General features: G+C 71.8%; 16 protein-coding genes. 9 read left to right on the forward strand and 7 right to left on the reverse strand.

Annotated features, from left to right (window positions below):
* Nucleotides 1-7: 7 nt before the first annotated feature.
* The 3 genes from F6A08_RS16775 to F6A08_RS16785 are packed head-to-tail and all read right to left on the reverse strand — an operon-like array spanning nt 8 to nt 2741.
* A complete protein-coding gene (locus F6A08_RS16775; RefSeq protein WP_124894667.1) occupies nt 8-958 on the reverse strand; it encodes a D-alanine--D-alanine ligase family protein in 951 nt (316 codons plus the stop codon).
* Nucleotides 955-2079, reverse strand: a complete 1125-nt coding sequence (gene alr / locus F6A08_RS16780) for an alanine racemase (protein WP_225855876.1) — start codon at nt 2077-2079, stop codon at nt 955-957. The genes F6A08_RS16775 and alr overlap by 4 nt, the downstream gene beginning before the upstream one ends.
* The gene (locus F6A08_RS16785; protein ID WP_151460084.1) at nt 2076-2741 is read right to left on the reverse strand and encodes a M15 family metallopeptidase; all 666 of its coding nucleotides are present in this window, start codon (nt 2739-2741) and stop codon (nt 2076-2078) included. Before F6A08_RS16785 ends, alr begins: the two co-directional genes overlap by 4 nt.
* 87 nt (nt 2742-2828) lie before the next feature.
* On the opposite strand from F6A08_RS16785, the gene F6A08_RS16790 reads away from it, so the two are divergent.
* Nucleotides 2829-3500: a response regulator transcription factor gene (locus F6A08_RS16790; RefSeq protein WP_151460085.1), complete on the forward strand. Its 672-nt coding sequence runs from the start codon at nt 2829-2831 to the stop codon at nt 3498-3500.
* Between the two features lie 13 nt (nt 3501-3513).
* The gene (locus F6A08_RS16795) at nt 3514-4578 is read left to right on the forward strand and encodes a sensor histidine kinase (RefSeq protein WP_151460086.1); all 1065 of its coding nucleotides are present in this window, start codon (nt 3514-3516) and stop codon (nt 4576-4578) included.
* A gap of 144 nt (nt 4579-4722) precedes the next feature.
* Here F6A08_RS16795 and F6A08_RS16800 read toward each other — a convergent pair whose 3' ends face one another.
* Complete coding sequence (locus F6A08_RS16800) at nt 4723-5379, reverse strand: FMN-dependent NADH-azoreductase (RefSeq protein ID WP_017201894.1); 657 nt, start codon at nt 5377-5379, stop codon at nt 4723-4725.
* Between the two features lie 77 nt (nt 5380-5456).
* Between F6A08_RS16800 and F6A08_RS16805 the strand changes: the two genes are divergently transcribed.
* On the forward strand, nt 5457-5795 hold the full coding sequence (locus F6A08_RS16805) for a winged helix-turn-helix transcriptional regulator (RefSeq protein WP_124894663.1): 339 nt from the start codon (nt 5457-5459) through the stop codon (nt 5793-5795).
* A 10-nt stretch (nt 5796-5805) separates the two neighbouring features.
* Here the strand turns inward: F6A08_RS16805 and F6A08_RS16810 are convergent, their stop codons facing one another.
* On the reverse strand, nt 5806-7326 hold the full coding sequence (locus tag F6A08_RS16810; protein WP_151460087.1) for an SDR family NAD(P)-dependent oxidoreductase: 1521 nt from the start codon (nt 7324-7326) through the stop codon (nt 5806-5808).
* A 210-nt stretch (nt 7327-7536) separates the two neighbouring features.
* Between F6A08_RS16810 and F6A08_RS16815 the strand changes: the two genes are divergently transcribed.
* Nucleotides 7537-7974 (forward strand): hypothetical protein, encoded by a 438-nt coding sequence (locus tag F6A08_RS16815; protein WP_225855877.1) that lies wholly within the window; start codon nt 7537-7539, stop codon nt 7972-7974.
* Nucleotides 7975-8025: 51 nt separating this feature from the next.
* Here the strand turns inward: F6A08_RS16815 and F6A08_RS16820 are convergent, their stop codons facing one another.
* On the reverse strand, nt 8026-9231 hold the full coding sequence (locus F6A08_RS16820; RefSeq protein ID WP_151460089.1) for a hypothetical protein: 1206 nt from the start codon (nt 9229-9231) through the stop codon (nt 8026-8028).
* Between the two features lie 70 nt (nt 9232-9301).
* The gene (locus F6A08_RS16825; RefSeq protein WP_151460090.1) at nt 9302-10492 is read right to left on the reverse strand and encodes a hypothetical protein; all 1191 of its coding nucleotides are present in this window, start codon (nt 10490-10492) and stop codon (nt 9302-9304) included.
* Between the two features lie 119 nt (nt 10493-10611).
* Here F6A08_RS16825 and F6A08_RS16830 point away from each other — a divergent pair, with 119 nt between their 5' ends.
* From F6A08_RS16830 to F6A08_RS16850, 5 genes are all read left to right on the forward strand, one after another.
* Complete coding sequence (locus tag F6A08_RS16830) at nt 10612-11679, forward strand: M4 family metallopeptidase (protein ID WP_151460091.1); 1068 nt, start codon at nt 10612-10614, stop codon at nt 11677-11679.
* A complete protein-coding gene (locus F6A08_RS16835) occupies nt 11654-11959 on the forward strand; it encodes a protealysin inhibitor emfourin (RefSeq protein ID WP_017201903.1) in 306 nt (101 codons plus the stop codon). The genes F6A08_RS16830 and F6A08_RS16835 overlap by 26 nt, the downstream gene beginning before the upstream one ends.
* 81 nt (nt 11960-12040) lie before the next feature.
* Nucleotides 12041-12271 (forward strand): hypothetical protein, encoded by a 231-nt coding sequence (locus F6A08_RS16840; protein ID WP_017201904.1) that lies wholly within the window; start codon nt 12041-12043, stop codon nt 12269-12271.
* A gap of 109 nt (nt 12272-12380) precedes the next feature.
* Complete coding sequence (locus tag F6A08_RS16845) at nt 12381-13115, forward strand: ribonuclease H family protein (RefSeq protein WP_151460092.1); 735 nt, start codon at nt 12381-12383, stop codon at nt 13113-13115.
* A 42-nt stretch (nt 13116-13157) separates the two neighbouring features.
* Nucleotides 13158-13547, forward strand: a complete 390-nt coding sequence (locus F6A08_RS16850) for a DoxX family protein (protein ID WP_124894648.1) — start codon at nt 13158-13160, stop codon at nt 13545-13547.
* Nucleotides 13548-13553 lie beyond the last annotated feature (6 nt).

Consider the following 13553-nt stretch of genomic DNA (forward strand, 5'->3'; position numbering starts at 1 on the left):
GGCCCTCTCACACCGCGGCGCGCACGAGCCGTCCCACGAGGTCGACGTAGTCCACGCCGGCGGCCGCGAACATCCGCGGCACCTGCGAGGCCGCGGTCAGCCCCGGCATCGTGTTGACCTCGTTCAGCACGGGCCCCCCGTCGGTGAGGAAGAAGTCCATCCGCGCGACGCCGTCGCATCCCAGCGCATCGAACAGGGCGATGGCCGCCCGCTTGAGCGCGGTGCTCTCCGCCGCGGTGAGCTGCGCCGGCACGGTGAATCGTGCGCTGCCGTCGTACTTCGTCGCGGTGTCGAACAGTCCGGCGGTGTGGATCTCCAGCGGAGGGGCCGCCCATCGGATGCCGCCCTTCTCGCGCAGCACGGCCACGTCGATCTCGCGCCCCCGCACGACCTCCTCGACGAGGATCCTCCGGTCGAAGCGCGCCGCCTCGCGCAGCGCCTCCAACAGCCGATCCTCCTCGGTGACCAGGCTCACCCCGTGGCTCGATCCGGCCGACACCGGCTTCACCACGACGTCCCCCTCAAACTCCACGTCGCCGATGTCGTCCGCCGCGATGAGGCGTCCCCGCGCGGTGCCGAGTCCGACGGCGGCGGCCACGAGCTTGGTGGCCCACTTGTCCATGCCGATCGCTCCCGCCCGCAGCGCGGACCCCACCACGCGCACCCCGGCGAGCGCGCACAGGGCGGCGAGGGCACCGTCCTCCCCGAGCGCGCCGTGCACAGCAGGGAACACCACGTCCGTGCGGGCGAGCAGGGGAAGAGCCTGCGCGAGCGAGTCGGCGACCGTGCCCCCGTTCGGCAGGCCGTCCGCACGCCACACGCCCTCCCGGTCGATCGTGACGCTCGTGACCTCGTGGTCTCCCAGTCGCAGGGCGGCCGCGACGGCAGCGGCCGAGGCGAGCGACACCTCGTGTTCGGCGTTCTGCCCGCCGCCGATGACCAGCACCTTCGTCGTCATGCCGCACTCCTCTGCACGCGGTTCCCGATGCCCGTGACGATCGTGTGCGGGATCGTTCCCGCCCACTGGGCCCATTCCTGGATCGACGGCACCGGCCCTCCCTCCGGTCCGAACACGGTCGCCACCTCACCCCGGGGGAACATCACCGGCCCCGTGTCGACGACGATCTGGTCCATCGAGACGCGTCCGACGATCGGATGCCGCACGCCACCGATCGCCACACCGGCTCCGGGTGAGAGTTCGCGGGGGATGCCGTCCGCATATCCCACGCCGATCACACTGAGGTGCGTCTCCCGCTCGGCGACGTGGTCGCCGCCGTAGCCGACCGCGGTCCCCGCCGCGATCCGCGCGCTGTGCACGACCGGGGCCGTCCACCGCGACGCTCCGGCCAGCTCGGTCGTCTCGGACGGATCGATGCCGACCAGCCCCGCCCCGATCCGCACCATGCCGAAGTGCGTGGCGGGGTCGGTGAGCGCGCCCGCTGTCGCGGCCAGATGGACGATGACCGGTCCGAAGCCTGCCCGCAGCACGGCATCCCTCCCCTGGCGCATGCGCAGTACTGCCGCGGCGTTCGCTGCAGGGTCGGCCTCGTCCGCTCGCGGCAGGTGCCCCATCACCCCGACGACCTCCACCCTGCCCCGCCCTGCCCTGGCGACGCGGAGCAGCTCCGGCCACTCCCCGAACGGGCACCCTCCGCGGGCCATCCCGGTGTCCAGGTGCAGGTGGATGCGCACGGGCTCGGCCGCATCCGCGATCAGTCGGCGCAGCTCGTCGACCGAGCCGACCGCGACGTCGATCCGCGCGTGGGCGGCCGTCGTCGCGTCGACCCCGGCCGGGTTGAGCCAGGTCAGGATCGGCACCTCGAGTCCGGCATCGCGGAGCGCGACGCCCTCCGCGACATCGGTGACCCCCAGCCACGCGGCGCCCGCATCGACGGCCGACCGGGCCACTGCGGCGGCGCCGTGCCCGTATCCGTCCGCCTTGACGACGGCCATGATGGGGACGGCGGTCCGGCTTCGCACCCGGCGGACGTTCTCCGCGACGGCTTCCGGCAGGGTGCGCAGCATCGGCGCCTGCAGGCGGGTGGTCGTCGCGCGCGGCGGCAGGAGAAGGGCGGTCATGGCTGCATCCTCGGGTCTTCGGTGGGGTCGGTGTACATCTCGGGGCAGCCGTCGGTCACGGCCTCGGGGCGGAGCTCGTAGTGCCAGGACTCGTTGCCGTAGATCTGGCAGAGCCCGTAGCGCCATCCGCGCTGGGCGATCCAGTCGAGCGTGGGAAGCGGACCCAGGTCGACTGCATCTCCCGACACGTGGGCTGAGGTCTCCGCGGTCGCCACCCAGCGCCGTGCCTCGGCCTCGGAGCCGTACTCGGCGATCGCGTCCTGCAGCAGCCGCTCCTGCAGGGCTGGCGAGCGCCAGCCGCTGTTCACGAGGAACGTGACGCCGTCGCCCTCCGCGTCGGTCGCCGCCCGCTGCAGCGCCGCGAGGAGGGCGGGGTCGAGGTTGCCGACCGCCACCCGGTCCACGTCGAAGACCGTGGGCTGGTCGCCGTCGCGGATCACCCCGTCGGCTTCGCTCGGGGCGATGACCGTGCCGTCGATCTGCTCGGACGGCGCCGGAGGCGCGGCGGGGGACGTGCCCTCCTGGACGGCATCGGCGGATGCCGCAGCCAGCGACTGCTGCACGGCGAACGCGATGACCACGGCGGAGGCGAGCGCGGTCAGCACGACGGCGATGCGGCGTCGGCGGCGCCGTGAGGAGTGGGGGATGGTGCGGGTGTTCATGCTCCCAGTGAAGAAGGGCGCCGGTTGCGAGGGCGTATGCGCTTTTCCATATGCTCCCGATATGCCGAGGTGCGTAGGATCGCTGCCATGCGTGTGCTGATCGTCGAGGACGAGCCCTACCTCGCCGAGGCGGTGCGCGACGGCCTGCGCCTGGAGGCGATCGCCGCCGACATCGCGGGCGACGGCGACACCGCCCTGGAGCTGCTGGGCATCAACTCCTACGACATCGCCGTGCTCGACCGCGACGTGCCCGGTCCCTCCGGCGACGACATCGCCCGGTGGATCGTGGCGTCCGGCAGCGGCATCCCGATCCTCATGCTCACCGCTGCCGACCGCCTGGACGACAAGGCGAGCGGCTTCGAGATCGGCGCCGACGACTACCTGACCAAGCCGTTCGAGATGCGCGAGCTCGTGCTGCGACTGCGGGCTCTCGATCGTCGACGCCAGCGTTCGCGGCCCCCCGTGCTGGAGGTGGCCGGGCTCCGTCTCGACCCGTTCCGTCGCGAGGTCTACCGCGACGACCGATATGTGGCGCTCACCCGCAAGCAGTTCGCCGTGCTGGAGGTGCTCGTCGATGCCGACGGCGGCGTCGTCAGTGCCGAGGAGCTGCTCGAGCGCGCCTGGGACGAGAACGCGGATCCGTTCACGAACGCCGTCCGCATCACCGTCTCCTCCCTGCGCAAGCGGCTCGGCGAGCCCTGGATCATCCTCACCGTGCCCGGTGTCGGGTATCGGATCGGAACGGACGCGGATGCCTAGACGCCGCCCCGGGATGAGCGCCCGCCTCAAGCTGACCCTGAGCTATGCGGGCGTCGTCGTCGTGTCCGGGGTGCTGCTGCTCGCCGTGGTCGTCCTCTACCTCCTGAGGTACGTCCCCGACACCGTCAACGTGTTCCCCAACCGGAGTGATCTGACGAGAGCCTTCGTTCCCGTCGTCACGATCGCGATGATCGTCCTGCTCGCGATCGGCCTCGGTGGCGGGTGGATCCTCGCCGGGCGGATGCTGGCCCCTCTCGAGCGCATCGGCGACGCGGCGCGGCTCGCGGCCCAGGGATCGCTGTCCCACCGGGTGGCGCTCCCCGGTCCGCGGGACGAGTTCCGGGACCTCGCCGACGTCTTCGACTCGATGCTCGAGCAGCTCGAGGCCCACGTCGCCGAGCAGCAGCGGTTCGCGGCCAACGCCTCGCACGAGCTCAGAACCCCGCTGGCGATCACACAGGCCATGCTCGAGGTCGCACGGGACGACCCCGACCGCGACGTCGATGCGCTCATCGCACGGCTGCAGGAGGTCAACAGCCGCGCGATCGGCTTGACCGAGGCCCTGCTCCTGCTCAGCAAGGCCGACCAGCGCACGTTCCGTCGCGAGGTCCTGGATCTGTCCCTGCTCGCGGAGGAGGCCGTCGAGGTCCTGCTGCCGCTCGCGGATCGCCGGGGCGTCTCGGTGGAGGTGAGCGGAGCGTCGGCACCCGCGCTCGGGTCGTCCGCGCTGCTTCCGCAGCTGGTCACGAACCTCGTCGTCAACGCGATCGTGCACAACCTGCCCTCGGGCGGCTCGATCGCCGTGCGCACGCATGCGCTGCCGCACGCGGTCGCGCTCGTCGTCGAGAACACCGGCGATGTGGTGCCCGCCCACCGCGTGGCGACCCTGGTGGAGCCGTTCCAGCGGGGAGCGGACCGCACCCGCGACGAGGATCACGGCGGCGCAGGGCTCGGCCTCGCGATCGTCGACCGCCTCACGCAGGCGCACGGGGGCACCCTGGTGCTCACGCCCCGCGCGGAGGGCGGCCTCATAGTGACGGTCTGGCTCCCGCACCCCTATCCCGCCGCCCTGTCCTGACCCCCCACACCCGTGCCGGGTGCGTGCCGGGTGTCGGGTGTCGGGTGCCGGGTGCCGGATGTCGGACGGTTTCACGGATGTCGGACCGGAACGCGGTTTCCGGTCCGACATCCGTCCGTCCGCCCGACAGGTGTACGGAGAGACTCAGGCCACGCGAGGATCGCGCGTCGCGGCGAGCTCCCGGCCGTAGGTGCGGGCGTCGGCCTCGGCGTTCTCCTTGAGCTCGCGCGCGGTGTCGGCGAACGCGTCGAGCGCCGGGTTGACGCCGACCAGTGTGAACGGGCGCTGCACGACCCGCAGGTCGAGACCCCAGACGTCTTCGAGCACACGGCGCAGCCAGCCGGTCGAGTGGTCCCAGCCCTCCTTGGGCGAACCGGGAGCGTAGTTGCCGCCGAGGACCGTGACGAGCGTGGCGGGCTTGCCGTTCAGGGCGGTGCCGGTCGGATCGATGCGCGGGTCGGTGTAGGCCAGGTCGAACCAGGTCTTGAAGTGCTGCGAGACGCCGTAGTTGTACAGCGGCACCGCGAACAGCAGCGCGTCGGCGCCGATGAGCTCATCGGCGAACTGCGTCGCGAGGGCGCGGGCCTCGTTCTGCGCGGGGGTCCGCTGGGCCTCGTCGACGAAGCCGCCGGTCACGGCATCAGCCCACGCGGTCGCGGGCACCGGGTCGCTCGCCAGATCGCGGCGGGTGACGGTGGAGTCGGGGTGCGACGCGGTCCACTCGGCCTCGACGATGTCGGCGAGCGCACGGCTGGCGGACGACGCGGGAAGGATGCTGGCATCCAGGCGGAACAGGGACATGGGCCTACCTCTCGTTTTCGTAGTCGCTAGGTTTTTCTTAGCGGCATCGGTTAACGTAGCACGGGTAGGATGGGCGCATGTCCGAGATCGACGAAGAGCGTCAGGTGTGCGATACCGCCGTCACCCTGGCCTTCACCGTGCTCGGGAAACGGTGGAACGGCATGATCGTGTCGTCGCTCGGCGGCGGCCCCTCGAGCTTCGTGACGCTCCGCCGCGCGGTGGGCGGTATCAGCGACACCGTGCTGTCCGACCGGCTGGCCGAACTCGCCGACGCCGGGCTGGTCGCCCGCACCGTCGACGCCGGCCCTCCCGTCGCGGTCTCCTACGCGCTCACGTCCAGCGGCGAGGGACTCCTGCCGATCCTCGATCAGCTCGGCCGCTGGGCCTCGGCGAACCTCGCCGAACGCGCCCACTAGCCGGAGGCGCTCACCAGGGGCTGGGTTCGTAGTCCTTCAGGAACACGCCGTGGATGTCTTCGCCCGCCTCGCCGCGCACGATCGGGTCGTACACGCGGGCGGCACCGTCGACCAGGTCGAGCGGGGCGTGGAAGCCCTCTTCGGCGAGGCGCACCTTCGTGTAATGCGGGCGCTCGTCGGTGATCCACCCGGTGTCGACGGCGGTCATCAGGATGCCGTCCTTCTCGAGCATCTCGCCGGCGCTGGTGCGGGTGAGCATGTTCAGTGCGGCCTTGGCCATGTTCGTGTGCGGGTGGCCAGGGCCCTTGTAGCGGCGCGAGAACTGGCCCTCCATGGCCGAGACGTTCACCACGTACTTGCGGTGCGCCGATGACGCGGCCATCGAGGCGCGCAGGCGGCTGATCAGCAGGAACGGCGCCGTCGTATTGGCGAGCTGCACCTCGAGCATCTCGAGCGGATCGACCTGATCGATCGACTGCACCCAGCTATTCACGCGGTTCACGTCGGGCACGAGTCCGCCGGCGTCGATCGCGGTGCCGTCGGCGTGCTTCTCGAGCGAGGAGGATCCGGGGGCCATCGCGAGCCGCGCGAGGTCTTCGGCCGTGAGCGCCTGGCCGCCCTGCTCGGCGACCGTGCCGCCGAGGGCTGCGACGGAGAGCAGCGGGTGCGCGTCGACCGAAGCCTGCAGCGCCTGCGGGTGCGGGTCGGCCGTGTGCCCGAACGTCTCCATCTCGGGCAGCGGTCCATCGGGAAGCGGCTGCAGCTCGGCATCCGCGAGAAGCGAGTACGCGCCGGGTGAGCGGCGCACGGTCTGCGCGGCGTTGTTGATCAGGATGTCGAGCGGGCCCTGGGCCGCGACCGAGTCGGCGAGACCGATCACCTGGGCGGGGTCGCGCAGATCGATCCCGACCACCCGCAGCCGGTGCAGCCAGTCCGCCGAGTCGGGAAGAGCCGAGAAGCGGCGCACGGCGTCGCGCGGGAAGCGGGTCGTGATCGTGGTGTGGGCGCCGTCGCGGAGCAGCCGCAGCGCGATGTGCATGCCGATCTTGGCGCGGCCGCCGGTGAGCAGGGCACGCTTGCCGGTGAGGTCGGTGCGGGCGTTGCGCTTGCCGTGACTGAAGCGGGCGCAGTCCGGGCAGAGCTGGTGGTAGAAGGCGTCGACGAGCGTGTAGGGCTGCTTGCAGATGTAGCAGTTGCGCGGCTTCAAGAGCTCGCCGGCGATCGGGGCGTCGACCACGCTGGTGGCGAGGTCGTTGCCGCGCGTCTCGTCGTCGATGCGGTCCGGCGCCCCGGTGGCGGTGCGGGCGACGACGGCCTTGTCGGCCTCCGCGATCGCGTCGCGGATCTCCTTGCGCCGCACGCGCTTGACGGCCTTGAACATCGCCGCGGTCGCATGGCGCACGGCGACGAAGTCGGGGTGCTCGTTGTCGATCTCGTGCAGTTCGGCCAGCACGCGCAGCGTCGTGGCGAGGTCTTCGGGGTCGATGCCCGGTCCGAGGTCGGGTGCAGCGTCGGAGGGGGCGTCGGTCATTGTCCTGATTTTACGCGAGTGTCCTGGGCATCCGCCCGGCGCCGAGCACGCCCGCCGTCGGTTGCCGGTCGTCGGTCGTCGAGTGCACGGCTCGTCGCCGAGCGCACGGCCTAACGACGCGACGAAGCCGTGCACTCGTCGAGATCCCGTGCACTCGACGCCCGCAGTCGGGACCCGGCGCCTCGGAGGATCATGGCGCAGACTGTCCTCATGACCGATCCCCACCTCCTCGGACCAGGGCTCCTGCCGACGCCGTTCACCGCCGCCGAGATCCGCGATGCGACGGGAGCGGGCACGACCGTCCACCTGCTGCTGGAAGGCCCCGACGGTCCGCTCGGCGAGCACGTGAACCGTTTCCACGACACCGACGACGAGGGCGCCACCCTCGACCGCTGGGCCGTCGACGATCCGAAGGCCGTCGTGTCGAACCGGGTGACCTGGGTCGAGCTGCAGAGCCATGCGGCCTTCGACGCGGAGACGACCAGCGTCTCGACGGTGGCCCTGAGCACTCCGCTGGGCGATCTCACGTGTCGGCGCTACGACACCGCGGACGGCGTCTTCTGGTTCTCGATCGACCACCCCGGCATGCCGGTGCAGCACGAGTCCGACGGCCTCCGCACGACCGTGCTGAGCATCGAGCGCGACTGACCTCAGGGGACGACGAAGGGCGGGCCGCGCCGGCCCGCCCTTCGAGGGGACTCAGTGGCCCGCGGCTCCCACGACGACGAACTCGTTCGGCACGACATCCAGCGTGGCTTCCGCCGCCACCTCGCCGGTGTGCAGATCGACCGCGAGGATGCGCTTCTTCGCCGGCTCGGTCACGTACGCGACATCCCCCACCACGCGCAGGCCAGGGTGCGGCTGCTGCCACTCGGTCGGGCTCTCCCACGGATCGATGACCTGCCACGAGTCCACCGGCGCGCCGGCCTCGTCGAGCACGGTCAGCGCCCCGTCCGCGCCGAGCACGACGACGTCATCGTGGGCGCTGCGCCCGACCCCGCGCCACGTGTACTCCACGCCGTCCGGCAGGTCGACGACCGACAGCGTCCGGGAGTCCGCGTCGATCCGGACGAGCTGCGACAGCAGGTATCCCTCCGCATCCGGGTCGGTCTTGTAGTCGCCGAAGGCGATCGAGCTGGTCTCGGACACGTAGGCGTTCCCGGTGCGACCGAACGGGTCGGGCGCCTCGATCTTGGTGAACGCGCCGTCGTCGAAGAGCAGCACGCCGTCCTCGCATCCGAACATGACGACCTCGTCCTTCAGGGCTCCTTCGCCGTGCACGCTGGGGCACTGCTCGCTGCGGGCGAGCTCGGTGCCGTCGGCAGCCAGATGCCGGACACCCGAACGCGCCTCGGCGGTGCCGATCGTCGACAGGACGGTGCCGTCGGCGAGTTCGATGGCGACCCCGTGGTGGGCCGCCTCGGAGGTGAGGGTGTCCACCTCGGGGAGCGTGCCGGTGCCGATGGCGTCCGTGTCGAACACGCGCACCTCGCCTGTGCCGTCGTCGAACAGGGCCGTGCGTCCGGCATGCGGAGTGGCGTGGCCGGCTGCGACGGCTTCGAACACCTCGCCCGTGAATTCCACGGCGTCGGAGGCGAGGCCGCTGTCGAGGACGTGGAAGCCGTCTTCCGCGGTGACGAAGACGTGACCGTCGTGATCGCCGGCGCTGTTGACGCGCAGGAAGCCGCCGAGCGGCGCCTCCCCGATCGTCTCGAGGGTCTTCCCGTCGAGCACCAGGACTCCTCCGTCGTAGGTGACGGCGACGCGCGTGTCGCCGTCATGCTGTTCGCCGCTCGGGGCGTCGGCCGAGGAGCCGGCGGGGGCGGCGCCGGCGCATCCGGCGAGCGCCGCGACGGCGAGCGCGCCGAACGCGGCGAGCGCGAAGCGGGTGCGGGGTCGGGACATGGGTGGTCTCCTTCTCTGTGTGGTGGGTGCGCGGGTGCGCGGTGACGACCGGGGCCGCCGAAGACTCGGGTCAGCCGACGAGCTGGAGGAACGAGGGGTCGAGATCGTCGAAGGAACGGGTGATGCGCGCGTCGGTGTGGTCGATCTCGTGCACGGCGCCGAGAGCGGGGTCTGCGAGGTACGCGTGCCGCCCGCCGACGACGAGCTGCACCCGCTCGCGCAGCGCCGGGTCGGAGACGGCATCCGCGAGCAGCGGTTCCGTCCGTGCGAGCACCGAGCCGTCCGCTGCCAGGATCCGCACCCACCCTTCGGCGTCGACCGCGACCGTGCGGCTGTCGTCATCGCCCACGGCGACGGCACGCAGCAGCGGCACATCGGAGTGCAGGAACGTCCAGCGGCGCTGCCGGACGTCGAGCAGCCAGGCCCCCGCGGAACCGGCGACGCCGGCGAGATCAGGACGATCGGTTCGCCCGGCGAGGTCGGTCGCCGGAGGAGCATCCGCGGGGAAGGGGATGACCTCGGCGGCGACGGTTCCCCCCACCTCGCGGGTGAACAGCACAGCGCCGTCGGGGCACGCGAACACGGCGCCGACGCGGGTGACGTCCGCGTCGGAAGCGTCGAGGCAGGGCGCGGATGCATCGAGCGCGGCGCCGGAGAGATCGGTCGCCGCGACCGCCCTGTCGGCGGGCACGAGCAGCCCGCCGGCGAACGGCACCACCGGGCCGGTGTGCATGACGGCGACCGGGTCCGCGGACTCGAGCCCCGCGCCGAGCTCCTCATGGTCGAGGACCACGAGGCTCGAGCCGCCGAACGCGACGGACGCACGCTGCCCTCCTGCGGTCACGCGCACGTCGCCGGTGCCGTCGAGCGTTCCCCGCGACCGCGCGTCGCCGCGGAACGAATGGGTGTGGTCGCCGTGCGGAACGGTCCAGCGTGCGGTGTCGATCACCTCGACGCCGGCGTCGTCTGCGAGAGCCCGGTAGATCAGGCGCCCGTCGCCGGACACCGCGGTCACGTCTCCGGGGGATGCGAACTTCTCCCGCTCCTCGGTGTCGAGGTCGATCAGGGTGAGCGCTCCCTCCTCGTCGGCGATGACGAGCGCGAGGGCAGGGGAGGCGACCTCGGCGGCACCCCCGGCGTCGAAGCCGTGAACCTCGGTGGTGGCCGGGCGGGGCGTCGGGGCGACCGCGCAGGAGGCGAGGGTGAGCAGGAGCGCGAGTCCGGCGGAGGCGACGGCGAGGCGGGGAGCGGAGCGTGTCATGGCTCTCTCACCCTATTGAGAATGATTCTCATCCTCAAGTCGGAAGTCCGATGCCGCGTGGGTCCGGGCGTCGGAGACGGATGCGCGCGAACGTCGCCACCCCGGCGTAGGGTCGCAGCATGAGCAGCACAGCGGCGGTACGTCACGGAGTGATTCCCTCCTATCTGCTGGCGCGCCTCGCCGAGTCCGGCCGCTTCCCGAAGGCCGCGGCCGCCGCCCGGCAGACGCTGACCGCGGGGCGCCCGCCGTTCCGCGCCCGCATCGACCTCTCGATCGACGAGAACGGCGACCTCGTCGCGCAGCTCTCCGATGCGCCGAACCGCACCATCAGCGACGCCGGCAACACGCAGCAGCTCCCGGGGGCGATCGTGCGCGGCGAAGACGACGCCCCGGTCGAAGACGCCGCGGTGAACGAGGCCTTCGACGGCCTCGGGGCGACGTTCGAGATGCTGCTCGCGGCGTTCGGCCGCAACTCGCTCGACGATGCCGGCGCGCCGCTCGACGCGACGGTGCACTACGGCGTCGACTACGACAACGCCTTCTGGGACGGCGAGCGCATGGTGTTCGGCGACGGCGACGGCGAGGTGTTCCAGGGGTTCACCGCGTCTCTCACCGTGATCGGCCACGAACTCGCACACGGGGTCGTGCAGCACACGGCCAACCTCGAATACCAGGGCCAGCCCGGCGCCCTGAACGAGTCGATCGCCGATGTTTTCGGCGCCCTGACCGAGCAGTACGCCCTCGGGCAGACCGCCGACCAGGCCAGCTGGCTCATCGGCGCCGAGATCTTCACCGACGCCGTCGAGGGTGCGGCCCTGCGGTCGATGATCGCTCCGGGCACGGCCTACGACGACGATGAGCTCGGCAAAGACCCGCAGCCCGACCACATGAGCGGCTTCGTCCGCACGACGGAGGACAACGGCGGGGTGCACATCAACTCCGGCATCCCGAACCGGGCCTTCGCCCTGTTCGCCCGCGATCTCGGCGGCAACGCCTGGGAGCGCGCTGGCACGGTCTGGTATCGGGCGCTGACCGGCGGGCTGTCCGACACCGCGACGTTCACCGAGTTCGCTGACGCCACGGTCTCCGCCGCCGAGGCCATCGACCGCGCCACGGTCGCAGCGGCTCGACGCGCGTGGACGGCCGTGGGAGTCTATGAGGATGAGCGAGTCCCCTCCGCCGACTGACCCGCAGGTCGTGGTCGCGGTGGTGCGCTCCGGCGGCATCGCGGGGATCCGCCGGCAGTGGCGGGTCGAGGTGGAATCGTCGGACGCGTCGGAGTGGATCGACCTGATCGACCGCTGCCCCTGGGACCAGGAGACGGATGCCGACACCGGCGCCGACCGCTTCGTCTGGCGGATCCGCGCCCGCACCCCTTCCGAGCGCCGCGAGCGCGAGCTCCCGGACTCTGCCCTGGACGGCCCCTGGCTCGCGCTCGTCCAGGCCGTCCGCGCTGCCGCTGCCTGACGGATCGCGCAGGCACCGGCATCCGATCAATCCGGTGTGAATCAGACCCGGCTACCCCCTCCGGGGGTCACAATGGACCGCATGGGACTGTTCCAGCACAAGCCTGAAGAAGAAGAGAACCCGTGGGCTCTGCCCTCCGAGCCGCTCGAGCACTCGGAGTCGGATCAGCTGGACACCGCCCCCGTGGTCGATCCGCTCTCGATCGGCCTCGGGGCCGAGACCAGCGGCGACCTCAGCTCGATCCTGTTCCCCGTCGCGCCGCCCCCGCCCCCTGCCGAGGAGCGCGCGGAGACCGGAGAGCCCGAGGACTGACCCCGCCGCAGATTCGCGCTCGCGTCGCATCCCTGCGCCCCTCCGCTGCGACCTCGGTGCGAAACGGCGGTGGCACGGGCACGCACCCGCCCGCGGCTACGGTGGAGGGATGACGATCACCGCCGCCGCAGACGGCTCCGCCCTGGGAAACCCCGGCCCCAACGGCTGGGCCTGGTACATCGACGAAGCCAACTGGGCGGCCGGCGGCTCCCCGCACGGGACGAACAACCAGGGCGAGCTGCGTGCGGTGCTCGAACTGCTGCGCGCGACGGCCGGCACCGACGAGAAGCTGCTCATCGAATGCGACAGCCGCTACGTGATCGACTCCGTGACCAAGTGGATGCCGGGATGGAAGCGGCGCGGATGGCGCAAGTCCGACGGCGGCCCGGTGCTCAACCGTGACCTGCTGGAGGGGATCGATGAGGCGATCCGCGGCCGCGACGTGGAGTTCTCCTGGGTCAAGGGACACGCGGGGCACCCCCTGAACGAGGCCGCGGACGAGCGCGCGAACGCCGCGGCCAAGGCGTACCAGCAGAAGCAGGAGCCGCGTCGTGGCCCCGGGTTCACGCTGGCGACGGATGCCGGAGCCGCCGTGGCCGCGTCCGCCTCCGTGGCCGCAGCCGCCGCCCCCGCTCCCGATCCGGCACCGACTGCGACACCGGCCCCCGCTGCCGCAGAGCCGCTCTGGGCCGAGGCATCCGACCTGCTCGACGGTCTCGACGCCCCCGTGGACGACCCGATCGAGGTGCGCATCCCGCTCTCCTCCGACGAGCACGCCCGGCTGCGCGACCGCGCCGAGGCGCAGGGGGTCACCCTGGAAGAGGCTCTGCGCCGTCTGATCTGAGGCACCGGCGCCGCACCCCGCGTCGGCGCGTACACTCGCACCATGTCGACTCCCGCTCGCACCATCGGCCGCATCTTCCTCGGTTCCTCCCTCGTCTTCGCGGGAGTGTCGCACCTCACGGTGGCGCGGAAGGAGTTCCAGGCGCAGGTGCCCGAATCCCTGCCCCTCGATCCGGATGCGACGGTGCTCGCGTCCGGCGTGGCCGAGATCGCGCTGGGATCGGCGCTGCTCTGGGCGCATCGGCGCCGACGCGCGGTCGGGCGGATCGCGGCCCTGTTCTTCATCGCCGTGTTCCCGGGCAACGTGGCGCAGTGGATGCATCACCGCGACGGCTTCGGACTCGACACGGACATGAAGCGGTTCGTGCGGCTGTTCTTCCAGCCCGTGCTCGTCGCACTGGCCCTGTGGTCGACCCGCCCCGCTCGCCGCTGACGCCCG

Origin of the sequence: Microbacterium algeriense, assembly GCF_008868005.1 — a bacterium.
GTDB lineage: Bacteria > Actinomycetota > Actinomycetes > Actinomycetales > Microbacteriaceae > Microbacterium > Microbacterium algeriense.

What these genes read in the sequence shown, in the direction of transcription:
- F6A08_RS16825 (WP_151460090.1), bottom strand. Translation starts at nt 10,492, where the DNA reads ATGACACGCTCCGCTCCCCGCCTCGCCGTCGCCTCCGCCGGACTCGCG.
- F6A08_RS16815 (WP_225855877.1), top strand. Translation starts at nt 7,537, where the DNA reads ATGACCGATCCCCACCTCCTCGGACCAGGGCTCCTGCCGACGCCGTTC.
- alr (WP_225855876.1), bottom strand. Translation starts at nt 2,079, where the DNA reads ATGACCGCCCTTCTCCTGCCGCCGCGCGCGACGACCACCCGCCTGCAG.
- F6A08_RS16850 (WP_124894648.1), top strand. Translation starts at nt 13,158, where the DNA reads ATGTCGACTCCCGCTCGCACCATCGGCCGCATCTTCCTCGGTTCCTCC.
- F6A08_RS16845 (WP_151460092.1), top strand. Translation starts at nt 12,381, where the DNA reads ATGACGATCACCGCCGCCGCAGACGGCTCCGCCCTGGGAAACCCCGGC.
- F6A08_RS16835 (WP_017201903.1), top strand. Translation starts at nt 11,654, where the DNA reads ATGAGCGAGTCCCCTCCGCCGACTGACCCGCAGGTCGTGGTCGCGGTG.
- F6A08_RS16830 (WP_151460091.1), top strand. Translation starts at nt 10,612, where the DNA reads ATGAGCAGCACAGCGGCGGTACGTCACGGAGTGATTCCCTCCTATCTG.
- F6A08_RS16840 (WP_017201904.1), top strand. Translation starts at nt 12,041, where the DNA reads ATGGGACTGTTCCAGCACAAGCCTGAAGAAGAAGAGAACCCGTGGGCT.
- F6A08_RS16795 (WP_151460086.1), top strand. Translation starts at nt 3,514, where the DNA reads ATGAGCGCCCGCCTCAAGCTGACCCTGAGCTATGCGGGCGTCGTCGTC.
- F6A08_RS16810 (WP_151460087.1), bottom strand. Translation starts at nt 7,326, where the DNA reads ATGACCGACGCCCCCTCCGACGCTGCACCCGACCTCGGACCGGGCATC.
- F6A08_RS16785 (WP_151460084.1), bottom strand. Translation starts at nt 2,741, where the DNA reads ATGAACACCCGCACCATCCCCCACTCCTCACGGCGCCGCCGACGCCGC.
- F6A08_RS16790 (WP_151460085.1), top strand. Translation starts at nt 2,829, where the DNA reads ATGCGTGTGCTGATCGTCGAGGACGAGCCCTACCTCGCCGAGGCGGTG.
- F6A08_RS16820 (WP_151460089.1), bottom strand. Translation starts at nt 9,231, where the DNA reads ATGTCCCGACCCCGCACCCGCTTCGCGCTCGCCGCGTTCGGCGCGCTC.
- F6A08_RS16800 (WP_017201894.1), bottom strand. Translation starts at nt 5,379, where the DNA reads ATGTCCCTGTTCCGCCTGGATGCCAGCATCCTTCCCGCGTCGTCCGCC.
- F6A08_RS16775 (WP_124894667.1), bottom strand. Translation starts at nt 958, where the DNA reads ATGACGACGAAGGTGCTGGTCATCGGCGGCGGGCAGAACGCCGAACAC.
- F6A08_RS16805 (WP_124894663.1), top strand. Translation starts at nt 5,457, where the DNA reads ATGTCCGAGATCGACGAAGAGCGTCAGGTGTGCGATACCGCCGTCACC.